Genomic DNA, 18154 nt, shown 5'->3' on the forward strand with positions numbered 1-18154 from the left:
ATTTGGGGAGGATTATGACATGAAATCAAAACTATCGTCCTTGCTGTGCCTGCCGCTCCTGGCCGTGGGCAGTGCGCCCGCTCTTGCCCAGCAGGCGGCAGATTCGGGAACGGCCGGAGAAATCGTCGTTACCGCCCAGAAGCGCTCGGAATCGCTGCACAGCGTGCCGGTGGCCGTTTCGGTCCTGACCGGCGCTGCTCTGGCGGCCACAGCCCGGCCCAGCATTGAAAGCGCGACCCAGCTTGTCCCGGCCCTGAACTTCCAGAAATCGGGCACCACGCTTAATCAGACCATCTATCTGCGCGGCGTCGGCACGGCCACGTTCTCCATCGCGGGTGAGCCTTCGGTATCGACCGTGGTGGACGGCGTCGTCTATGCCCGATCGGGCGAGGCGTTCAGCGATCTGGTTGACATCGCCCAGATGGAAGTGCTGCGCGGGCCGCAGGGCACGCTGTTCGGCAAAAATGCCAGCGCGGGCGTTATCACCATCACCAGCCAGATGCCCAAGAACGAGTTTTCCGGCAGCATTGAGGCCAATTATTTCGAAGGCAACGAATGGCGCGTGAAAGGCGCGATCAACGTGCCTTTGGGCAAGGATCTGGCGGCGCGTTTCACCGGTTTTGCCAGCGGCTATGACGGCAATATCCGCAATATGGCCACCCAATCGATGGTCAATGGCTATGACCATGTCGGTGGTCGCGCTCAATTCCTTTATAACCCCGGCACCGGCGTAAAGATCTATGTCGCGGCCGATTATCACCGCAACAATGACAATTGCTGCGCCGACATCATCGCCACCGGAGCGCTGACTGGTGCGGGCGCGCCGACTACCAGCCTTGCCTTCAATGCGCTGCCAACGCCGATGGGGGCCAAGACCGGCTTTATCAATCAGAACCTTGTGACCAGCACCAAGGAAGATGGCTGGGGCATTTCGGGTCAGGCCGATATTGACGTGGGCACCCATACGCTGACCAGCATCACCGCCTATCGCGAATGGAACAACACCGAAATCCGCGACGGCGACTGGCTGGACCGTGCCTATGTCGGGTTTAACCAGTTGCATGACACCGGGCCGCAAAAATCCAATACGTTCAGCCAGGAATTGCGCCTGACTTCGCCTGCGGGCAACCGGCTTTCGTATGTGCTGGGCGCCTATTATTCGCGCGCGTTCTCCGAACGTATCTTCACCCGCAGCGATGAAGTCTGCACCGCCACGGCAACCGCGCCCACCGGCGTGCTGATCCCCTGCGGCAGCGCGAATGCCAATGCCTCGACCCTCCCCAGTGCGACGGCCGATTTTGGCTCGACTTTCAATAACCTCGCGGTTTTTGGGCAAGCCACGTTCAAGCTGGCCGATCATATACGACTGGTCGGCGGCCTGCGCTATACGCATGACAAGCTGGACGTGTTCCACAGCCGCCGCACCACGCTGACCGGGCCGGGCATCAACGGCAATTTCGATCAGGGCGTGTTCGACGCCTATAACGCGCTGATCGCGGGCGGCAGCACGGCTAGCGCGGCCGCTTCGGCGGCGGTGACGTCGTCCAATGGCGTGCCCTTCCGTACCGGTACGTCAAAGGATAATCTGTCGGGCAAGGCAGTGATTCAGGCCGATCTCAGCCGCGATGTGATGGCCTATGCCAGCTATGCGCGCGGTTATAAGGGCCCGGCCTATAACATCTTCTTCAACCTGACGGCCACGGGCACCAATGTAATTTCGCCCGAAACCTCGGATGCGTTTGAAGTGGGCGTGAAAAACACGCTGTTTGGCGGCAGGTTGACGCTGAACCTTGCCGGTTTCTATGCCAAGTATCACAATTTCCAGGCTAATAATCCTGATCTTGTGGCCGGTGTGGTCGTCACTCGCTTTACCAATGCCGGTGATGTCTCCACGCAGGGCGTCGAGGCTGATATGTCGTGGCGCCTTGGCCCGGATACGACGCTGGGCGGCGGCCTGGCCTATACCGATGCGCATGTGGTCAATTTCTATGCCGCTCCGGGCGCGGCTTCGACGGCGATCATCCCGGCGGGAACCCCGCTGGCCTATGCACCCAAGTGGAAGGGTTCCTTGAGCCTCGACCATCGCGTGCGGACCGAAGGCTGGGCCGATCTGGTGTTTGGCGCATCGGGCAATTTCCAGTCGAGCCAGTTGTCGCTGTTTTCCGCCGATCCGGTTCAGCGCCAGTTCGGCACGATCCCGGCCTATGGTCTGGTCAATATTCAGGCCGGTCTGGTTTCGCCCTCCGACAAGTGGCGGATCGTGGCTCAGGTCCGCAATCTGTTTGATCAGGCCTATGCTGCCTCGATCATCAACGGCGGGCCGGGGGGCAGCTATCGCTATCAGATCCCGCGCGATGCGATGCGCTATTTCGGGATCAGCGCCCGCTATAATTTCTGATTGGAAATCAAGGCACAAAGAAAGGGGGCGCTCCACACCGGAGCGGCCCCTTTTTGTTGGCTCAGTTGGCTTCCAACTGGGGCATCACCAGATGGATCCACCCCAGCGCCAGCAGATAGGCCCCGCCGCACAGGATAAACATCGGCGTGTAGCCAAACCCGTTGGAAAGCGACCAGCCCGCCAGCTCGATCACGCCCATGCCCGCCAGATTGCCCGCCACCGCGCCCAGCGCGATCACACTGGCCACGCGGCCAGCGGGCACAATATCGGTGCTCATGCCAAAGATATTGGTCGAAAAACCCTGATGCGCGAACAGGCCCAGTCCGATCAGCAGCGCGGCCAGCCAGACATTGCGCGTCAGCAGGGCCAGCGGCATGGCCAGCACCACAAGGGCAAAGAACAGCATCGAGCGCTTGCGTGCGGCATCGATGCTGAGCCCATTGCGGCGCAAGCGAGGAAACAGGCCTCCCGCAGTCAACGCGCCCGCCGCCGCCAGCGAGAAGATGATGGCGACCGGCAGACCCAGCCGCGCTTGGCTCATCCCGAAAACGCGGTTGAAGAAGTCGGGCATCCAGAACAGCACGAACCACCACACCCCGTCGGTCAGGAATTTGGCACCGATCACCACCCAACTGCTGCGTGCGCTTAACAATTCCCGCCAGTTCACGGGCGCGCGTTCAGACGCTTTGGTGACAGGCTCAAGCGAGCGGGTGCCCCACCACCATGCCGCCAGCCAGACCAGCCCCAGCCCGCCGGTCACGAGAAAGGCCGCTTTCCAGCCAAATGCCATCGCGAAAGGCGGTATGATCAACGGTGTCAGAATAGCGCCGATGTTGGGGGCCGTATTGATGATGCCCAAAGCCTGATTTCGGCGGTCGGGCGTCAGGTAAAGCGTGGCCGATTTGACGCCTGCCGGGGTGCTGACTGTCTCGCCGATCGCCAGTACGACTCGGGCGGTGACGAATTGCTGGACATTGGCGGCTATCGCGTGGGCCATGCCCGCCAGGCTCCATACCGCGACCGCCGCGCCATAGGCGACCCGCACTCCCAAGCGGTCAATAAACCAGCCCACGAAGACCAGCGCGCTGGCCGCAGCGAATTGAAAAGCTGAGCCAAGATGGGCAAAATCGCCGTCATTCCAATGAAATGTCGCTTGAAGTGTGGGCTTGAGCAGGGCCACCACCTGTCGGTCGACATAATTGAGCGCATTGCCCGCAAACAGCAGCGCAACCAATGCCATGGTCGCGCCGGAAGAAGCCCGCTTGGCGGCAGGTTCCATGGTCCATCTCTCCCCTAATCCAAGCGCATTTGTGGCGCTTTGCTCTTGCACAGTAGCGCTTTTGGAGGATAAGGAAAGCACGTTGTGACACCGTGGGACAGATTCTCGGTCGAGGCAGCATAAGCACAAAACATTTGGGGAAGATGCAATCTATGCCGGCACCCTCCGATGCCAAGGATAACACCCCGCTATGGGCAGGCGATCTGTTTGGCGAAACCCATTTGGCCCCCGCAACGGTGGCCCCTCCGGCCAAATGGCGCCAACTCATGCCCGGCATCGCCATCAGCGCGATTGTCAGCGCGGCGGGCGCGTGGTTTTCCGATCATTACGGCATGCCGATCATCCTGATGGGGCTGATCCTCGGGCTGGCGATGCAATTTGTTTCGGCTGATCCGCGCACCTCGCCGGGGCTGGAATTCGTGGGCCGCACCTGTTTGCGCTGGGGCATCGTGCTGCTGGGTTTTCAGGTCACGCTGTCGGAAATCGGCGCGCTGGGGCTGGGGCCGTTTCTCGCGCTGCTGGTGGTGATGAGCGCGGCGATCTTAGCGGCGCTGGTCGGCGCGCGCATGGCTGGGCAGGGGCTGGCCATCGGCATTCTGGCCGGAGGCGCCACGGCTATTTGCGGGGCCTCGGCCGCGCTGGCTCTGTATGGCGTGGTCGGGCGCGAAAGGGTCAGCCAGGCGCAATTCACGCTGACGCTGGTGGTTGTCTCGGTGGCCAGCGCATTGGCGATGACGATCTATCCCGAACTGGCGCGCGTGGCCCATTTCGATGCGCGGCAGGCCGGTTTCCTGACCGGCGCGGCCATCCATGATGTCGCCCAGTCGATCGGCGGGGGCTATGCCGTCTCCAATGCCGCAGGCGCCGCGGCCACGGTGGTCAAGCTCACCCGCGTCGCTCTGCTGGGGCCGCTGGTGGCGCTGGCTGCGGTGGTCATTCAGCGCTTCGATTCGCGCGGCGATGATGTTTCGCCGTGGAAGGCTCTGGCGCTGCCGCCCTTCATTCTGGCTTTTCTGGCGCTGGTGGTGGGCCATTCCCTGATCGCCGTTCCCGCCGTGATCTCGGCCAATGCGCTGTTGCTGTCCAAGGGACTGCTGCTGCTGGCCGTCACCGCCACGGCGATGCGGACCCGGACGGACCTCATTCTGCAGCTGGGGTGGAACTCGGTGCTGCCGGTGCTGGCGGCGACGGCCACCTCGTTCCTTGTCGCGTTCGCTTTTGCCCTCTGGGTTATTCAATAAAGTGGGTGATCCAATGAAACCGGAATATGATCTGGCCATCATCGGCGGGGGTATCAACGGGGCGGGGATCGCCCGCGATGCCGCCGGGCGCGGCGCGCGCGTCCTGCTGCTTGAACAGGGCGATCTGGCGCAGGGCACATCCTCAGCCAGCACCAAGTTGATCCATGGCGGGCTGCGCTATCTGGAACATTACGAATTCGCGCTGGTGCGTGAGGCTTTGAGCGAACGCGAGGTTTTGTGGAGCATTGCGCCCCATATCATCTGGCCGCTGCGTTTCGTGCTGCCGCATCGGGAGGGGCTGCGTCCGCGCTGGCTGCTGCGGCTTGGCTTGTTTCTCTATGATCATATCGGCGGCCGCCGCGCCTTGCTCGCCACACAGACCATCGACCTGACCCACGGCCCGGAAGGGGAGGTGTTGAAACCTGCTTATTCCAAGGGCTTCGTCTATTCCGACGGCTGGGTGGATGATGCCAGGCTGGTCGTGCTGAATGCGCGGGATGCGGCGATGCGCGGCGCGGACATCCGCACCCGCTGCAAGGTCGAAGGGCTGCACCGGGGCGAGGGCCTTTGGCATATTCAGACATCGCAGGGCACCTTCACCGCAGGAGCCGTGGTCAATGCCGCCGGCCCCGCCGTGCTGGATCTGCTGGGCCGGGCAGGGCAGGCGACGCAACAGCAAATGCGGCTGGTACGCGGGTCGCATATCGTCGTCCCCCGCCTGTTCGACCATGAAAAGGCCTATTTCTTCCAGCTTCCCGATGGGCGCATCTTTTTCGCCATCCCTTATGAGGAAGATTTCACCCTGATCGGCACAACCGATCGTGATTACACCGGGCCGACGTCCGAGGTACGCGCCAGCGAAGAGGAGATCGCCTATCTCTGCGCCGGGGTGAATGAATATTTTCAGCGCCAGATCACGCCGGATGACGTGGTGTGGACCTATTCCGGGGTTCGCCCGCTGGTTTCCGATGGTTCCGGGCGGCCGGAGGCGGCAACGCGCGGCTATCGCTTCGAGGTGGACGGGCGCGCGGATGAGGCCCCACTGCTCTCGGTGTTCGGGGGCAAGATCACCACCTATCGCCATCTGGCCGCGAGCGCGGTGGACCGTTTGGCGCCGCTGGTTCCGGCGATCGCCGGCGCATCATGGACGCATGGCGCGGCCTTGCCGGGCGGGGATTTTCCCAAAGAGGGGCAGCAGGATCTCATCGCCGCCCTGCGCACACGGCGGCCCGATTTGCCGGAACGGGCGGTCCGACGACTGGTGCGATGTCATGGCACTTTCGTACTGGCGCTGGATGGACCGGTTGGAGCCTCGCCGACGCAGGATGGCGAGGATTTCGGCCACTGCCTTTGCGCCCGCGAGGTGGATTGGATGATGCGCGAGGAATGGGCGGTGAAAGCCGACGACATCCTGTGGCGCCGCACCAAACTGGGGCTGCGCTTTGACGGGAACCAGACTGCACGACTTGAAAAATATATGGCGCAGAGGAGAGCATGACCATGAAAGTAGTTTGCATTGGCGGCACCGTCACCAGCGGCAGCGCCACGGAATGCGCCCTGATGCTGGCCGGACAGGCCGCCCGGCAAGCGGGCGCGGATGTCAGGCATTTCGGCGGGGACTATTTGGGCGTTTTGCCTCATTACCGGGGCCCGGGGCATGAGGCCGGGGCCGGGGGCGAACTGGTCGAGGCCGTAAGGGAGGCCGATGGCATCATCATCGCCGCGCCCGGCTATCACGGCACCGTGTCGGGTCTGGTAAAAAATGCGCTGGATTATCTGGAGGATCTGGCGGGGGACGCGCGCCCTTATCTGGATGGGCGCGCGGTGGGCCTGATCGCCACGGCCTATGGCGATCAGGCGACGATGAGCACGATGATGACCTTGCGCGCCATTACCCACGCGCTGCGTGGCTGGCCCACGCCGCTGGGCGCAACGGTACGCACATTTCAGGACCTGTTTGACACACAGGGAGCATGCAGCGATGCAAGGGTCGCGGCGCAACTGACCATGGTTGGCGCGCAGGTGGTGATGGGCGCGCGCAGCCTTGCAGGAGCAGTCGCATGAGCCGGTTGGAGCTGGCGCTGGCGGCTTTGGCGCGCGGAGAAATCATCCTGTTGACCGGGGACAGGTTGCGCGGGGGCGATGTGGATCTGGTCGCGGCGGCCAGTCTGGTGCGTCCTGAAACGATCAACTTCATGGCGCGGTATGCGCGCGGATTGGTCTGCCTTGCCATAACGCCGGATCGAGCGGTGCGCCTTGGGCTGTCGTTGCTGGATACAGGGGCTTTGGAGCGCACGGGTCGACCTTTCGCTCCTTCCATCGAGGCGCGCGAAGGCATTACGACGGGGATTTCCGCTGCTGATCGGGCAATGACTGTTCAGGTCGCCACGTCCGCATCGGCCAGTGCTCAGGACATTGTCTCGCCGGGCCATGTCTTTCCGCTTATCGCATGCAGTGGCGGGGTTGCTGTTCGTCCATCGGCTACCGAGGCAGCGGTGGAGTTGTGCCGTATGGCCGGTGTGGGCGATGCGGCGGTGCTGTGCGCCGTGATGAAGGAGGACGGACATATGGCGCGCGCCGAGGATCTGGAGTCGTTTTTGATCGACCATGGCATGGAAAGCGCTGATATTGGTGATCTCATTGACCGTGGTCAGGAGTAGATGGCCAAGCCGGAAAATTTGCGATATGCGGTCGGGAGTTGGCTGCTCCCGACCTGACATGTCGATTGTTGATATTCTATATTATGTAAATAGCAGTCTTCGGCAATATCACTGTCACTCAGCCTGCAATGGCCTCACGCTCCTGCCAGACCGGCCTTTTCCGTCGGCGTTTGAACCGGGCAATCCCGCTCGACCCGCTCGGAATAGCGGTCGACCAGTTGGTCGGTATGCGGGCGCAGCAGGACGGTGAAGCGCACCAGTTCCTCACAGACATCGGCGATGCGGTCGTAATAAGATGACGGCTTCATCCGCCCCGCCTCGTCAAATTCCTCATAGGCCTTGGCCACGCTGGACTGGTTGGGAATGGTGAACATCCGCATCCAGCGGCCCAGCAGGCGCAAGGTATTGACCGAATTAAACGATTGAGACCCGGCGCAGACCTGCATCACCGCCAGAGTGCGCCCCTGCGTCGGGCGCATTCCCTTCATGGCCAAAGGCAGGTGGTCGATCTGGGTCTTCATTATGCCGGTGATCTGGCCATGCCGCTCCGGGCTGCACCATACCTGCCCCTCGGACCACAGTGATAGCTGGCGCAATTCGGCAACGGCGGGATGGTCGTCGCCTGCTACCTGATCGGGCATGGGCAGATCGGCGGGGTCGAAAATCCGCACTTCGCAGCCGAAGAGGATGAGCAGGCGCGCGGCTTCCTCGACCACAAGGCGTGAATAGGAACGTTCGCGCAGCGAGCCATAAAGTAGGAGGATGCGCGGCGGCGGGTCCATCGGCCCCAACCCCAGCGCCGGGCGACGATGGGCATATTCGGGCCGAAGCGCGGGCAGATGATCGGGATCGGCAAGGTCGCGCAGGCGCGAAAAGGTGGTTTCATCCATGATTTAAGCCCCCACCGGCGCGCTGTCGGCAAACCAGCGCCGACCGATCCACAGCGCTACATTGACCAGCATGATCAGCACCGGCACCTCCACCAGCGGCCCGATCACGGCGGCAAAGGCCACGGGCGAGGCCAGCCCGAAAGCGGCGATGGCCACCGCGATGGCCAGTTCGAAATTGTTCGACGAGGCCGTGAAGGACAGTGCCGCCGCGCGCGGATAATCGGCCCCGGCCAGCTTTGCCAAGGCAAAGCTGAGCAGGAACATCACGACAAAGAAGATCACCAGCGGCACGCCGACCTTGATGGCATCCATCGGCAAGGCAAGGATCTCGCCGCCCTTCAGGCTGAACATGGCGATGATCGTGAAGAGCAGCGCGATCAGCGTCAGCGGGCTGATGGTCGGGATGAAATGATGCTCATACCAAACCTGCCCCTTGTGGGCGATCAGGCTGCGGCGCACCAGAAAGCCTGCGGCAAACGGAACCCCCAGATAGGTGAGCACTGCGCGGGCGATCATCGGAAATTCGACATTGACCACATGGGCCTGCAACCCGAACAACGGCGGCAAGACCGTCAGCAGGAGCCAAGCATAGGGCGTGTAAAAGAAGATCTGAAACAGCGAATTGAACGCCACCAGCCCGGTCACATATTGCGGATCGCCATGCGCCAACTGGTTCCAGACCAGCACCATCGCAATGCAGGGCGCAATGCCGATCAGGATCAGCCCCGTCATATATTCGGGTGAATTGGGCAGAAATGTCACCGCCAGCGCAAACATCAGCGCCGGGCCGACAATCCATGCCAGCGCAAAGGACAGGCCCAAAATCCGCGTATCGCGAAACACTTGCCCCAATTCCTCATACCGCACCTTGGCCAGCGGCGGAAACATCATCAGGATCAGGCCGACGGCAATTGGTATGCTCGTGCTGCCCACGGACATCGCGTTGAGCGCCGCCGGAACCGAGGGCGCAAAATGGCCAAGGCCGATGCCCACAGCCATCGCCAGAAAGATCCACAGGGTAAGATAGCGGTCCAGAAACGACAGACGGCTCATGGCTTTACCCTTTGGCCATCGGCGCCCACCACCTGTTCGCCATCTTCCTTGGCAAAGGCGCCGCGCTGCTCGGCGGGAATAAGGTCGAGGACCTCCTCGGACGGGCGGCACAATTTGACGCCCAGCGGCGAGACGACCAGCGGGCGGTTGATCAGGATCGGATGCTCCATCATCGCGTCGATCAACTGCGCATCGCTCAGCTCGGGATTACCCAGCCCCAGTTCGGCAAAAGGCGTGCCCTTTTCGCGCAGCAGCGCGCGTGGAGGTATCCCGGCGCGTGCAATCAGGCTTTCCAACATGTCACGCGAGGGCGGAGTCTTGAGATATTCCACCACATGCGGCTCGATCCCGGCGTTGCGGATCATAGCCAGAGCGTTGCGCGAGGTGCCGCAGGCGGGGTTGTGATAGATGATGATGTCGGTGGTCATTGTCTAACTCCAGTTAGGCAGTCGCAGGCGGGCAGCAGGCGACATCGTCCGTGCAAGGAACGCCGCCGCAGCAATTTTCGGTAAGATAGCCCATCAGGCCGTTCATCGCCGGATAGTTGGCGCAATAGATGATGAGCCTGCTCTGACGTCGCTGCGTCACCAGCCCTGCATTGGCCAGCGCGGCCAGATGAAAGCTCATCGAGGAGGACACGACGCCCAGCTTCTCGGCAATGGCGCCGGCGGGCAGTCCCTCCTCGCCCGCCTGCACCAGCAGGCGGAAGGCGGCAAGGCGATGCTCTTGCGCAAGGGCTCCAAGCGCGCGGATGGCGGCGGATGCGTCCATCATTATCTCCATGATTCGATAAAAGTCGAAATATGGAGATAAAAGGCGCGCGTCAATCCGTTTCAGACCATAAGCGGGAGGGGGCTAAGCCGCGCCCGCCCCCTCCCGCCATTCTATTATCTGCCCTTGAAAGCCACCAGCCGCACTCCGAACGGCTCAAGCGTGGGACGCCGCAAATCAGCCGCAGCGCCGGACAAACTCGACATCAACACAGCGCCTGCGGTTGCTTTAAAGCCTTCAATAGCAAGTGTCTGATCCTGATTGCTCATGTTGAGCAGCACCAGAACGCCATTGCCATCCACATCGCGCCTTGCATAAGCGACCACCTGAGCATTGCCCGATTCCAGAGGAACATAGGCCCCATCGCGCAAGGCCTTGTTCGTCTTGCGCAATTGCAACAGCCGCGCATACCAGTGAAGGAGCGAAGCCTGATCGACGCGCTGGCTCGCCACATTGACCGTCGCGGCGGAGCGCCCCACCGGCAGCCATGGATCGCCGCTGGTAAAGCCCGCACCCTTCCCCGCGCTCCATTGCATGGGCGAACGTTCGGGATCGCGATTGTCGGCTACCTTGCGTTTGGCGCCAAGGGGAATGTCGCGCAATTCATCAGGCGCCAGATCGGGCATGCCGATCTCCTCGCCATAATACATCAGCGCCGTGCCGCGCAGGGTCAGCGTCATGGCCGAAGTGATCCGGGCGATCTGGTCATTATGCAGGCCATCGCCAAAACGGGACCATTGGCGCGGGGTATCATGGTTGCTGAAATGGAAAACCGGGGGAAAGCCATCGAGCTTCATCTCGGCCTCGTCAATCCGCGCCTTGAAGGCCGATGCATTGAGGCTGGCCACATCCTTGTAAAGGAAATCCATCGGCAGATTGATCTCGTCGCCCTTTGCGCCATAGACCCGGCGCAGATCGTCGATCGAGGAAATCGCGTTTTCGCCCAGCAGCACCCGATCACCGGGGAAACTGACCACCACCTTGCGCAGGCCCCGCAAGGCCGCGCGCGTGGCGGGCAGATTGCTGTTATAGGGCTTGAGCCCGACCGGCGCCCCCGATTTCACATCCGGGTCCTCGGGCCAGTTGGTATCCTCGAACAGATAGGGCGTGGCATCGAGGCGGAAACCGCTGGCGCCGTGGCGCAGCCAGAAGCGCGCCACATCATGCATCGCCTTTTGCAGCTCCGGATTGGCCCAGTTGAGATCGGGCTGTTCCTTCAAAAAGACGTGATAATAATATTGGCCGGTCGGCTTGTCATATTCCCATGTCGATCCGCCAAAGATCGATTCCCAATTGGTGGGCGGGCCGCCATTGGGCGCCGGATCATGCCAGACATACCAGTCGCGCTTGGGATTGTTGCGCGATGACCGCGATTCCTTGAACCACGAATGCTGGTCCGAGGAATGGTTGAGCACCAGATCGACCATCACCCGAATGCCGCGCTTACGTGCCTCGCTGGTCAGCCGGTCCCAATCGGCCATTGTGCCATATTCGCGCGCCACGGCGGTGTAATCGGACACGTCATAGCCGAAATCGGCATTGGGCGAAGGGAAGAATGGCGTCAGCCAGATGGCGTCGACCCCCAGTTCCTTGAGATAATCGAGCCGCTGCGTCACGCCATTGAGATCGCCGATCCCGTCGCCATTGCTGTCCTGAAAGCTGCGGGGATAGATTTCATAAATGACGGCATGGGTCCACCATGGCTGGGCCTTTGCGGCGGCTTTCTCTGTCTGCGCCGCAGGGGCCGGTTTGGCGGCCTCCGCCGGAAAAGCGTTCAAGGTCAATACGGTGCCCAGCGCCGCAGTGAGTGCAAATTTGCCGATTTTTGGGGTTCTCATGCTGCCACCTTCTTCATTTGGGCAAGGGCATCGCCATGCGACGGGAAATTGAGACTGCATCCATCCAGAAACCGCGCCAGATCGCGGGACCGGTAAAAATCGACATCCTCGCGCTGCGCTTCGGCCAAAGGCGGGAAGGCGCCATAACCGGCCAGCAGGCAATTCCATGAAGCGCTGGTAAAATGGCTCAGGCCCGGTTGCCGTGCGAGCAGCGCCGCCAGATCGCCCCGACGAAACCATGTGTCGAGAATATGGAGCAGCGGATCGGAGAGAAGGTCGTTGTCGCGATTGGCGTGCCAGTAGTCGCTGTCATCGCGGGTGTTCAGCTTGTAATGGGCGACAATATAGTCGCGTACCCGCTCCACCCGGTCGGTGATGACGGCGTTGAAGGCATCGCGATATTGCGGCGTAAAGTTGCCCCGCTCCAGATGATCCATGAACAGATCGACGGTGTTGAGCACCAGATGCAGCGCCGTGGCCTCAAGCGGCTCGACAAAGCCCTGCGCCAGCCCGACCGCAAGGCAGTTCTGCTCCCAGTGGCGGGCCAGCTGGCCGGTGTGGAAACTCAGATGGCGCGCTTCGACCGGGCTGTCGAGCATGCCAAGGGTGGCGCGCAATTCCTGCTCTGCGGCATCGGCGGTCAGGAAATCCGTGCTGAAGACATAGCCGTTGCCGTTGCGGTTGGTCAGCGGGATCGACCATGCCCAGCCATGGGAAAGCGCGGTGGCGGTGGTTTCCACCGGGACGGGCGCGGCGGCGGGTGTGGGCAGTACGACAGCGGCATCGTTGAACATATTGGAGCGGAAGCTGACAAAAGGCACATCGAGCGCGCCGCGCATCAACAAGGCGGCAAAGCCCGTGCAATCAACGAAATAATCCGCCTCGATCCGCCCGGCCCGATCTGTCATCACCGCCGCAATCGCGCCGAGATCATCGCGGATGATGTCCTGCACCTTCGCCTGATGGTGCGTAACCCCGCCCGCCGTGGCGCAATCGCGCAGGAACCGGCCCAGCAATGCGGCGTCGAAATGATAGCCATATTCCATCCGAAACGGGAAATGGGCGGGCGCGAGCGGCGCCTTGCCCCGCGCGGCCAGAACGCCGCCCAGCAGGAAATCGCCCGGCGCCGTCGGCACATCCAGCCCCAGCCTGCGATTGCCGCAATTGAGGGTAAAAGCTTCCTCGGTGTGCAGGTCGAGCTGGGTCAGGAAGGGATGACTGTATTGCGCCACGCCCGAGGCCGGGCTCCAGCCCTGAAATCGGATGCCGGCCTTATAGGTGGCGCAGCAGGCGGGCATCCATTCCTCCTCGGCAATGCCCAGAACCTCGAAGAACCGCTTGAGCGTTGGGGTCGATCCCTCGCCCACGCCGATGGTGGCAATTTCGGGCGCTTCGACCAGCGTGATCTGCGCCTTGCCTGCGCCCCAGCGATGGGCCAGCAGATTGGCGGCCATCCAGCCTGCCGTGCCTCCGCCGATGATGGCGATGCGCAAGCTCATGCCGGTTGGCCCAGAAGGCGTTGCAGATAGTCGTCATGGCTGGGCAATTGGTCAAGCGGTCGGGCTTTCAATTGCGCCAACTGGGCCAATTGCCGGCGCAATTGCGCCTCTGAGGGGCCATCAGCCAGCGGATGATAATCGGCGGGCACAATGCCCTGCCCCATCAGCACCTGCGCCCAGGATGGTTCCATGAAGATGTCATATTGATCCTGAACCAATGTGCCATTGGCCGCGAACAAGGCGATTTTGCGTGCCAGTCGTTCCGGCACCTCCATCTGGCGCAGATCACGCCAAAAGGCGGAATCGCGGCGTTGATTGGCGTGGTAATGCAGAATGATGAAGTCGCGGATCAACTCCATCTCGATCTGCGATTGCCGGTTATATTCCCCGATCAACTGAGCCGTAATCCCGTCATGGGGAAACAGGTGCAGCAGGCGGGTGATCGCCGACTGGATCAGATAAATGCTGGTGGATTCGAGCGGTTCGAGAAAGCCGCTCGACAGGCCGATGGCCACGACATTGCGGTTCCATTGGCGACGCGTGCGGCCGGTGCGGAAATGGATGATGCGCGGCTCGTCCAGCGCGGACGTTTCCAGATGGCCCAGCAACACTTGCGCGGCTTCATCATCGCTGCAAAAGCGGCTGGAATAGACAAGCCCGTTGCCGTTGCGATGTTGCAGGGGGATCTGCCATTGCCACCCCGCCCCATGGGCAATCGAGCGGGTGAAGGGCGCGGTTTGCGCATGGCGCTGTGAGGGCACCGCCATGGCGCGATCACAGGGCAGCCAGTGGCTCCAATCCTCATAGCCAGTGCCCAATTGCTGCTGGATCAGTACGCCCCGGCCACCCGAGCAGTCGATGAACAGATCGCCCGCCACTTGTCGCCCGTCGGCCAGCACCAGCGCCATGATATCGCCCACCCCGGCGGCGCGCTGAACATCGCGGACCGTGCCTTCGGTGCGGACCACGCCCAGCCTTTCCGAATAGCGCCGCAGGAATTGGCCATAGAGCGCGGAATCGAAGTGATAGGCATAGGGCATATCCCAGATAGGATCATTGCCGGTGGTGGGCGCGAATTTGCCCGCCTGCGCGCTCAAGTAGTTGAGGTCGAAGTCCCAATAGCTGCCCTCGATCCCCAATTGGCGGGCGCGGGTCCAGAAATGGTGGAACGAGCAGAAGGGCAGATTGCGCCCCGCCGTGCCAAAGGTGTGATAATAGCTTTCGCCAATCGCGCCCCAGTTTTCGAACCGGATGGCCAGCTTGATCGTCGCCTTGGTTTCGCGCAGAAACTCGGCTTCGTCGATGCCCAGCACGGCGTTGAATTGCTGGATCGGCGGGATGGTCGCCTCGCCTACGCCGATGATGCCGATGTCATCGGATTCGACCAGTTCGATGGCGATCCTGCGCTCTTGCGTGGTCGCCCCCAGGACCTTGGCCAGCAAGGCGGCCGTCATCCAGCCGGCTGTGCCGCCTCCCAGAATGACCACCTTGCGGATCGGTCGGGTCACGTTTGCATCCTCTTGTGTTTTATTCATGGGCGCTCTCCCCGCCCGTTGGGGCGAGCGGGGAGAACTATCATGAACAAGGCCCGGCACGAACAAGGCCCCGTCAGAACGGCTCTGCTCAGAAGAACGAGTAGGTCAGGTTGAGCAGGAAGTTGCGCCCGAAGGTTTCCACCCGCGTGACCAGCCCACTGGCCGTATCGGTATAGGTGTCCTTCTGGTCGGTCAGATTCTGCGCCTGAACCGAGATCCTCAGGCCCTTGAGATAGGCAATATCGGTCTTTTTGAAATCAAAGCCGATCTGAGCATCAACCAGCGTTTGTCCGGCCCGGTTGACCGGCGAGATCGTATTCGATCCGCCCCGATCCTCCGACAGCCACTTGGAACGGTTGTTGATCGAAGCGCGGGCCGAAAAGCCGCCCTTTTCAAAGAAACCGGTCAACTGGAACACCCGCTTGGACAGGCCCGGCACATCGGTGCCGTCCTTCAGCCCGCCATCGGTGAAGGCGGCCCCGCCCACGATGCCAAAGCCGTCAAGCGCATGGACAAAGCGGCCGAAGGGCAGGCTCGCCTGAATTTCGATGCCCTTGACCTGCCCCTTCAACCCGCCGGTATAGGTGGTGTTGAGCCCCTTGAACGTGGCGGGCGTATAGATGGTCGAACCGTCGCTGCTGACCGCCTGATGATAGCCGGGGATATAGAACTGGGTGAAATCGCGCACAGTGGTGGTGGCCACGTTCCAGTTGACCAGATCCTTGTAGAAGGCCGAGATCGAGATGAACCCGTCGCGCGCGAAGTAATATTCGTAAGAGGCGTCGAACTGGTTGGCCTCATAGGGGCGCAGTTGCGCATTGCCCGATGTGGACACCCATGGGCCAAGGCCCGGATCGGTGTTGGTCACATTGGCCACATTGTTGCGGAATTTGACCGAGGAACCGGGGTTCAGATAGTCGATGCGCGGGCGGCTGTTGACCTTTGACGCGGCAAAGCGGACGGTGTGGCCGCTGCCCAGATCAAAGTTCAGGTTCAGGCTGGGCAGGACGCGGGCGTAATTGGCCCCATCGTTGATCGGCGTGGCAATATCGAGCTGGTTCGAGCCGATCACCGAGTTGAAGCCCGAGGCGCGCTGGCTGGTGATCACCCCTTGCAGGCCGACATTGCCGAACATGCGGACGCCGCCGAACTCCTTCTCGAAATCGGCTTTGATGAAGGGCTGCCACACCTTTTCGCGGATCGAATAGGTGTCGCCCATGCGGTCGGGTTCAAGGCTGGCGGCGTCATAGCGGGTGTAGAAATTGCTGTTGATCAGCCCCAGCGCATCATAGGCCACCACATTGCCCAGACCCGCCCAGTTCACGTCCGCCACGCCGCGCCGCGCCGAAGTCGGAATAGCGCCGTCCAGCGGATAGGTGCTGGCGGTCAGGAAGTAGCCTTGATTGGCCTTCGACTTCTTGTGGTCGGAATAGCGGACCCCCAGATTGACATGCTTGATGAAGGAATCCTCATAATCCTTCTGAACCGCAAAGCGCAGGGAATCGAGGTTTTCATCAAAGATCGCGGTGTTGAGGAAGCCATCCTGCGCCTGAGCAAAGCCGATCGGCTGCCCGCCCGCGCCGATCACCGCGGTCTGGTTCAGCGCCGCGATGGGCGACAGGCTGCCGCCCCATGACTGGGGCCCGGCAAGGCGCACGGTGTTGTAATTGTCAAAGCTCTGCGAACTGTTCGAGAAGGTCAGGCCATTGTCACCATAATTGTAGGTGCGGATATTGTTCGGCCCCTGCGTGGTCAGGCCCGCGCGGCCAAGGCCCGCATAGCTTTCGGCCCGCGTGTCGCGCTTGGTGCTTTCGGAATGGGCGACATCGAGCGACAGATGCAGATCGGGCGCCGGATCATATTTCAGATTCCCGCCAAAGCTGGTCAGCTTGCCCTTCTTGTCCAGCGGATCGGTGCGCAGGACCGAGTTGAAGCCGGTGGTGCGAGCGGAGGTGATGGCCGTGGCGTTCGAGGAAATCACCGTGCTGCCATCCGAGGCGATGGGCAGGGCTTCAACAAAGCCGCGCGAAATGCCCTGATCGGCAAAATTGATGTAGAGCGCGTCCACCATCGCGGTGAAATTCTCGGCAGGCTTGAATTCCAGCACGCCGGCCAGCGTGTCGCGCTTGAGCAGGCGCGAGCGCGAGGAGATGTCGATCCCGGCGGGCGCATATTTGCCCGCATTGGCGCCCGAGGAAATCGCGCCTTTGTCATAGCCCCACACGCTGAAATACTGATCCTGCGTGGGCGATGAAGTGGTGGCCGCCGTCAGGGCGACGCCGATCGTGTCATTGGCGAATTTGTCGCTGAAGGACAGGGCGACGCGATAGCCATTGTCCTTGAAATCGGGGTTCTTCGACTTCTGACCGTTCTGTTCGAACGTGCCGTTCACCACCAGCGTGCGCTTATGCTCCAACGGATGGATCGTGCGCATGTCCACCGTGCCGCCCACGCCCATCGCGGAAAGATCGGCATTGGGGGTCTTGTAAACCACGGCCGTGTCGATGATTTCGGACGGATAGAGGTCATATTCCACGCCGCGATTGTCGCCGATGCCGATCAGTTCGCGGCCATTCATCGTGGTGCCGACGAAATCCTCGCGGAAGCCGCGCACCGAAATGCCGCTGACGCGACCGGCGCGGCGTTCACCGGCCAGACCCGCCAGACGACCGAGCGAATCCGCCACGCTCGATTGCGGCAATTTGCCGATGTCTTCGGACGAAAGCGCTTCGACCACGCCCGCGCTCTTCTGCTTGACGGCCTGGGCGCGCTCAAGGCTGGCGCGCATGCCGGTGACGACGATATCGGCCGGGGCGGCGGTCGGCTGGGGCGCGACTTGCGCGAATGCGGCGCCATGGCTCATCAGGGCGATGATCGCCGTGGAGCAGGCAAGACTCTTCTGTAGCTTCATGAGATTGGTTCCCTCCCTGTGCATGGCTGGCAGATCGCAAATTGGCCGCCAGCCTTCGTTCGCCCACAATATTGAGTCT

14 protein-coding genes are annotated in these 18154 nt (G+C 61.8%); 5 read left to right on the top strand and 9 right to left on the bottom strand.

Annotated features, from left to right (window positions below):
* Positions 1 to 19: 19 nt before the first annotated feature.
* Complete coding sequence (locus tag GGR38_RS02740) at positions 20 to 2398, top strand: TonB-dependent receptor (protein ID WP_183622425.1); 2379 nt, start codon at positions 20 to 22, stop codon at positions 2396 to 2398.
* 61 nt (positions 2399 to 2459) lie between these two features.
* On the opposite strand, the gene GGR38_RS02745 is transcribed toward GGR38_RS02740, so the two are convergent.
* Positions 2460 to 3677, bottom strand: coding sequence for an MFS transporter (locus GGR38_RS02745; RefSeq protein ID WP_183622427.1), 1218 nt, complete (start codon positions 3675 to 3677; stop codon positions 2460 to 2462).
* Between the two features lie 152 nt (positions 3678 to 3829).
* Between GGR38_RS02745 and GGR38_RS02750 the strand changes: the two genes are divergently transcribed.
* Genes GGR38_RS02750 through GGR38_RS02765 form a run of 4 tightly spaced genes read left to right on the top strand, consistent with a single transcriptional unit; the run spans position 3830 to position 7578 of the window.
* Entirely contained in the window at positions 3830 to 4918 is a 1089-nt protein-coding gene (locus GGR38_RS02750) for a YeiH family protein (protein WP_183622429.1), read from the top strand.
* Positions 4919 to 4931: 13 nt separating this feature from the next.
* A complete protein-coding gene (locus GGR38_RS02755; protein WP_183622432.1) occupies positions 4932 to 6416 on the top strand; it encodes a glycerol-3-phosphate dehydrogenase in 1485 nt (494 codons plus the stop codon).
* Positions 6413 to 6982, top strand: a complete 570-nt coding sequence (locus tag GGR38_RS02760) for an NADPH-dependent FMN reductase (protein ID WP_183622434.1) — start codon at positions 6413 to 6415, stop codon at positions 6980 to 6982. The genes GGR38_RS02755 and GGR38_RS02760 overlap by 4 nt, the downstream gene beginning before the upstream one ends.
* Positions 6979 to 7578: a 3,4-dihydroxy-2-butanone-4-phosphate synthase gene (locus tag GGR38_RS02765; protein ID WP_183622435.1), complete on the top strand. Its 600-nt coding sequence runs from the start codon at positions 6979 to 6981 to the stop codon at positions 7576 to 7578. The genes GGR38_RS02760 and GGR38_RS02765 overlap by 4 nt, the downstream gene beginning before the upstream one ends.
* Positions 7579 to 7712: 134 nt before the next feature.
* Here the strand turns inward: GGR38_RS02765 and arsH are convergent, their stop codons facing one another.
* The 8 genes from arsH to GGR38_RS02805 all read right to left on the bottom strand — a co-directional run bounded on the left by arsH (position 7713) and on the right by GGR38_RS02805 (position 18075).
* Positions 7713 to 8468 (bottom strand): arsenical resistance protein ArsH, encoded by a 756-nt coding sequence (arsH, locus tag GGR38_RS02770; RefSeq protein ID WP_183622437.1) that lies wholly within the window; start codon positions 8466 to 8468, stop codon positions 7713 to 7715.
* A 3-nt stretch (positions 8469 to 8471) separates the two neighbouring features.
* Positions 8472 to 9521, bottom strand: a complete 1050-nt coding sequence (gene arsB, locus GGR38_RS02775; RefSeq protein WP_183622439.1) for an ACR3 family arsenite efflux transporter — start codon at positions 9519 to 9521, stop codon at positions 8472 to 8474.
* On the bottom strand, positions 9518 to 9949 hold the full coding sequence (gene arsC / locus GGR38_RS02780) for an arsenate reductase (glutaredoxin) (protein WP_183622441.1): 432 nt from the start codon (positions 9947 to 9949) through the stop codon (positions 9518 to 9520). Before arsC ends, arsB begins: the two co-directional genes overlap by 4 nt.
* 13 nt (positions 9950 to 9962) lie before the next feature.
* Entirely contained in the window at positions 9963 to 10292 is a 330-nt protein-coding gene (locus GGR38_RS02785) for an ArsR/SmtB family transcription factor (protein ID WP_183622443.1), read from the bottom strand.
* 116 nt (positions 10293 to 10408) lie between these two features.
* The gene (locus tag GGR38_RS02790) at positions 10409 to 12130 is read right to left on the bottom strand and encodes a glycoside hydrolase family 13 protein (protein WP_183622445.1); all 1722 of its coding nucleotides are present in this window, start codon (positions 12128 to 12130) and stop codon (positions 10409 to 10411) included.
* Positions 12127 to 13629 carry a tryptophan halogenase family protein gene (locus tag GGR38_RS02795; protein WP_183622448.1) on the bottom strand — a complete coding sequence of 501 codons (1503 nt, stop codon included), beginning with the start codon at positions 13627 to 13629 and terminating at the stop codon, positions 12127 to 12129. The genes GGR38_RS02790 and GGR38_RS02795 overlap by 4 nt, the downstream gene beginning before the upstream one ends.
* Entirely contained in the window at positions 13626 to 15164 is a 1539-nt protein-coding gene (locus GGR38_RS02800) for a tryptophan halogenase family protein (RefSeq protein WP_221226976.1), read from the bottom strand. The genes GGR38_RS02795 and GGR38_RS02800 overlap by 4 nt, the downstream gene beginning before the upstream one ends.
* Before the next feature lie 88 nt (positions 15165 to 15252).
* Entirely contained in the window at positions 15253 to 18075 is a 2823-nt protein-coding gene (locus GGR38_RS02805) for a TonB-dependent receptor (protein ID WP_183622450.1), read from the bottom strand.
* Between the last annotated feature and the right edge of the window lie 79 nt (positions 18076 to 18154).

This window comes from Novosphingobium sediminicola (genome assembly GCF_014196525.1).
GTDB classification, from domain to species: Bacteria; Pseudomonadota; Alphaproteobacteria; order Sphingomonadales; family Sphingomonadaceae; genus Novosphingobium; species Novosphingobium sediminicola.

Coding starts and splice junctions, on each gene's coding strand:
- GGR38_RS02740 (WP_183622425.1), top strand. CDS start 20: ATGAAATCAAAACTATCGTCCTTGCTGTGCCTGCCGCTCCTGGCCGTG.
- GGR38_RS02785 (WP_183622443.1), bottom strand. CDS start 10,292: ATGGACGCATCCGCCGCCATCCGCGCGCTTGGAGCCCTTGCGCAAGAG.
- arsC (WP_183622441.1), bottom strand. CDS start 9,949: ATGACCACCGACATCATCATCTATCACAACCCCGCCTGCGGCACCTCG.
- arsH (WP_183622437.1), bottom strand. CDS start 8,468: ATGGATGAAACCACCTTTTCGCGCCTGCGCGACCTTGCCGATCCCGAT.
- GGR38_RS02745 (WP_183622427.1), bottom strand. CDS start 3,677: ATGGAACCTGCCGCCAAGCGGGCTTCTTCCGGCGCGACCATGGCATTG.
- GGR38_RS02760 (WP_183622434.1), top strand. CDS start 6,413: ATGACCATGAAAGTAGTTTGCATTGGCGGCACCGTCACCAGCGGCAGC.
- GGR38_RS02765 (WP_183622435.1), top strand. CDS start 6,979: ATGAGCCGGTTGGAGCTGGCGCTGGCGGCTTTGGCGCGCGGAGAAATC.
- GGR38_RS02755 (WP_183622432.1), top strand. CDS start 4,932: ATGAAACCGGAATATGATCTGGCCATCATCGGCGGGGGTATCAACGGG.
- arsB (WP_183622439.1), bottom strand. CDS start 9,521: ATGAGCCGTCTGTCGTTTCTGGACCGCTATCTTACCCTGTGGATCTTT.
- GGR38_RS02800 (WP_221226976.1), bottom strand. CDS start 15,164: ATGAATAAAACACAAGAGGATGCAAACGTGACCCGACCGATCCGCAAG.
- GGR38_RS02795 (WP_183622448.1), bottom strand. CDS start 13,629: ATGAGCTTGCGCATCGCCATCATCGGCGGAGGCACGGCAGGCTGGATG.
- GGR38_RS02750 (WP_183622429.1), top strand. CDS start 3,830: ATGCCGGCACCCTCCGATGCCAAGGATAACACCCCGCTATGGGCAGGC.
- GGR38_RS02790 (WP_183622445.1), bottom strand. CDS start 12,130: ATGAGAACCCCAAAAATCGGCAAATTTGCACTCACTGCGGCGCTGGGC.
- GGR38_RS02805 (WP_183622450.1), bottom strand. CDS start 18,075: ATGAAGCTACAGAAGAGTCTTGCCTGCTCCACGGCGATCATCGCCCTG.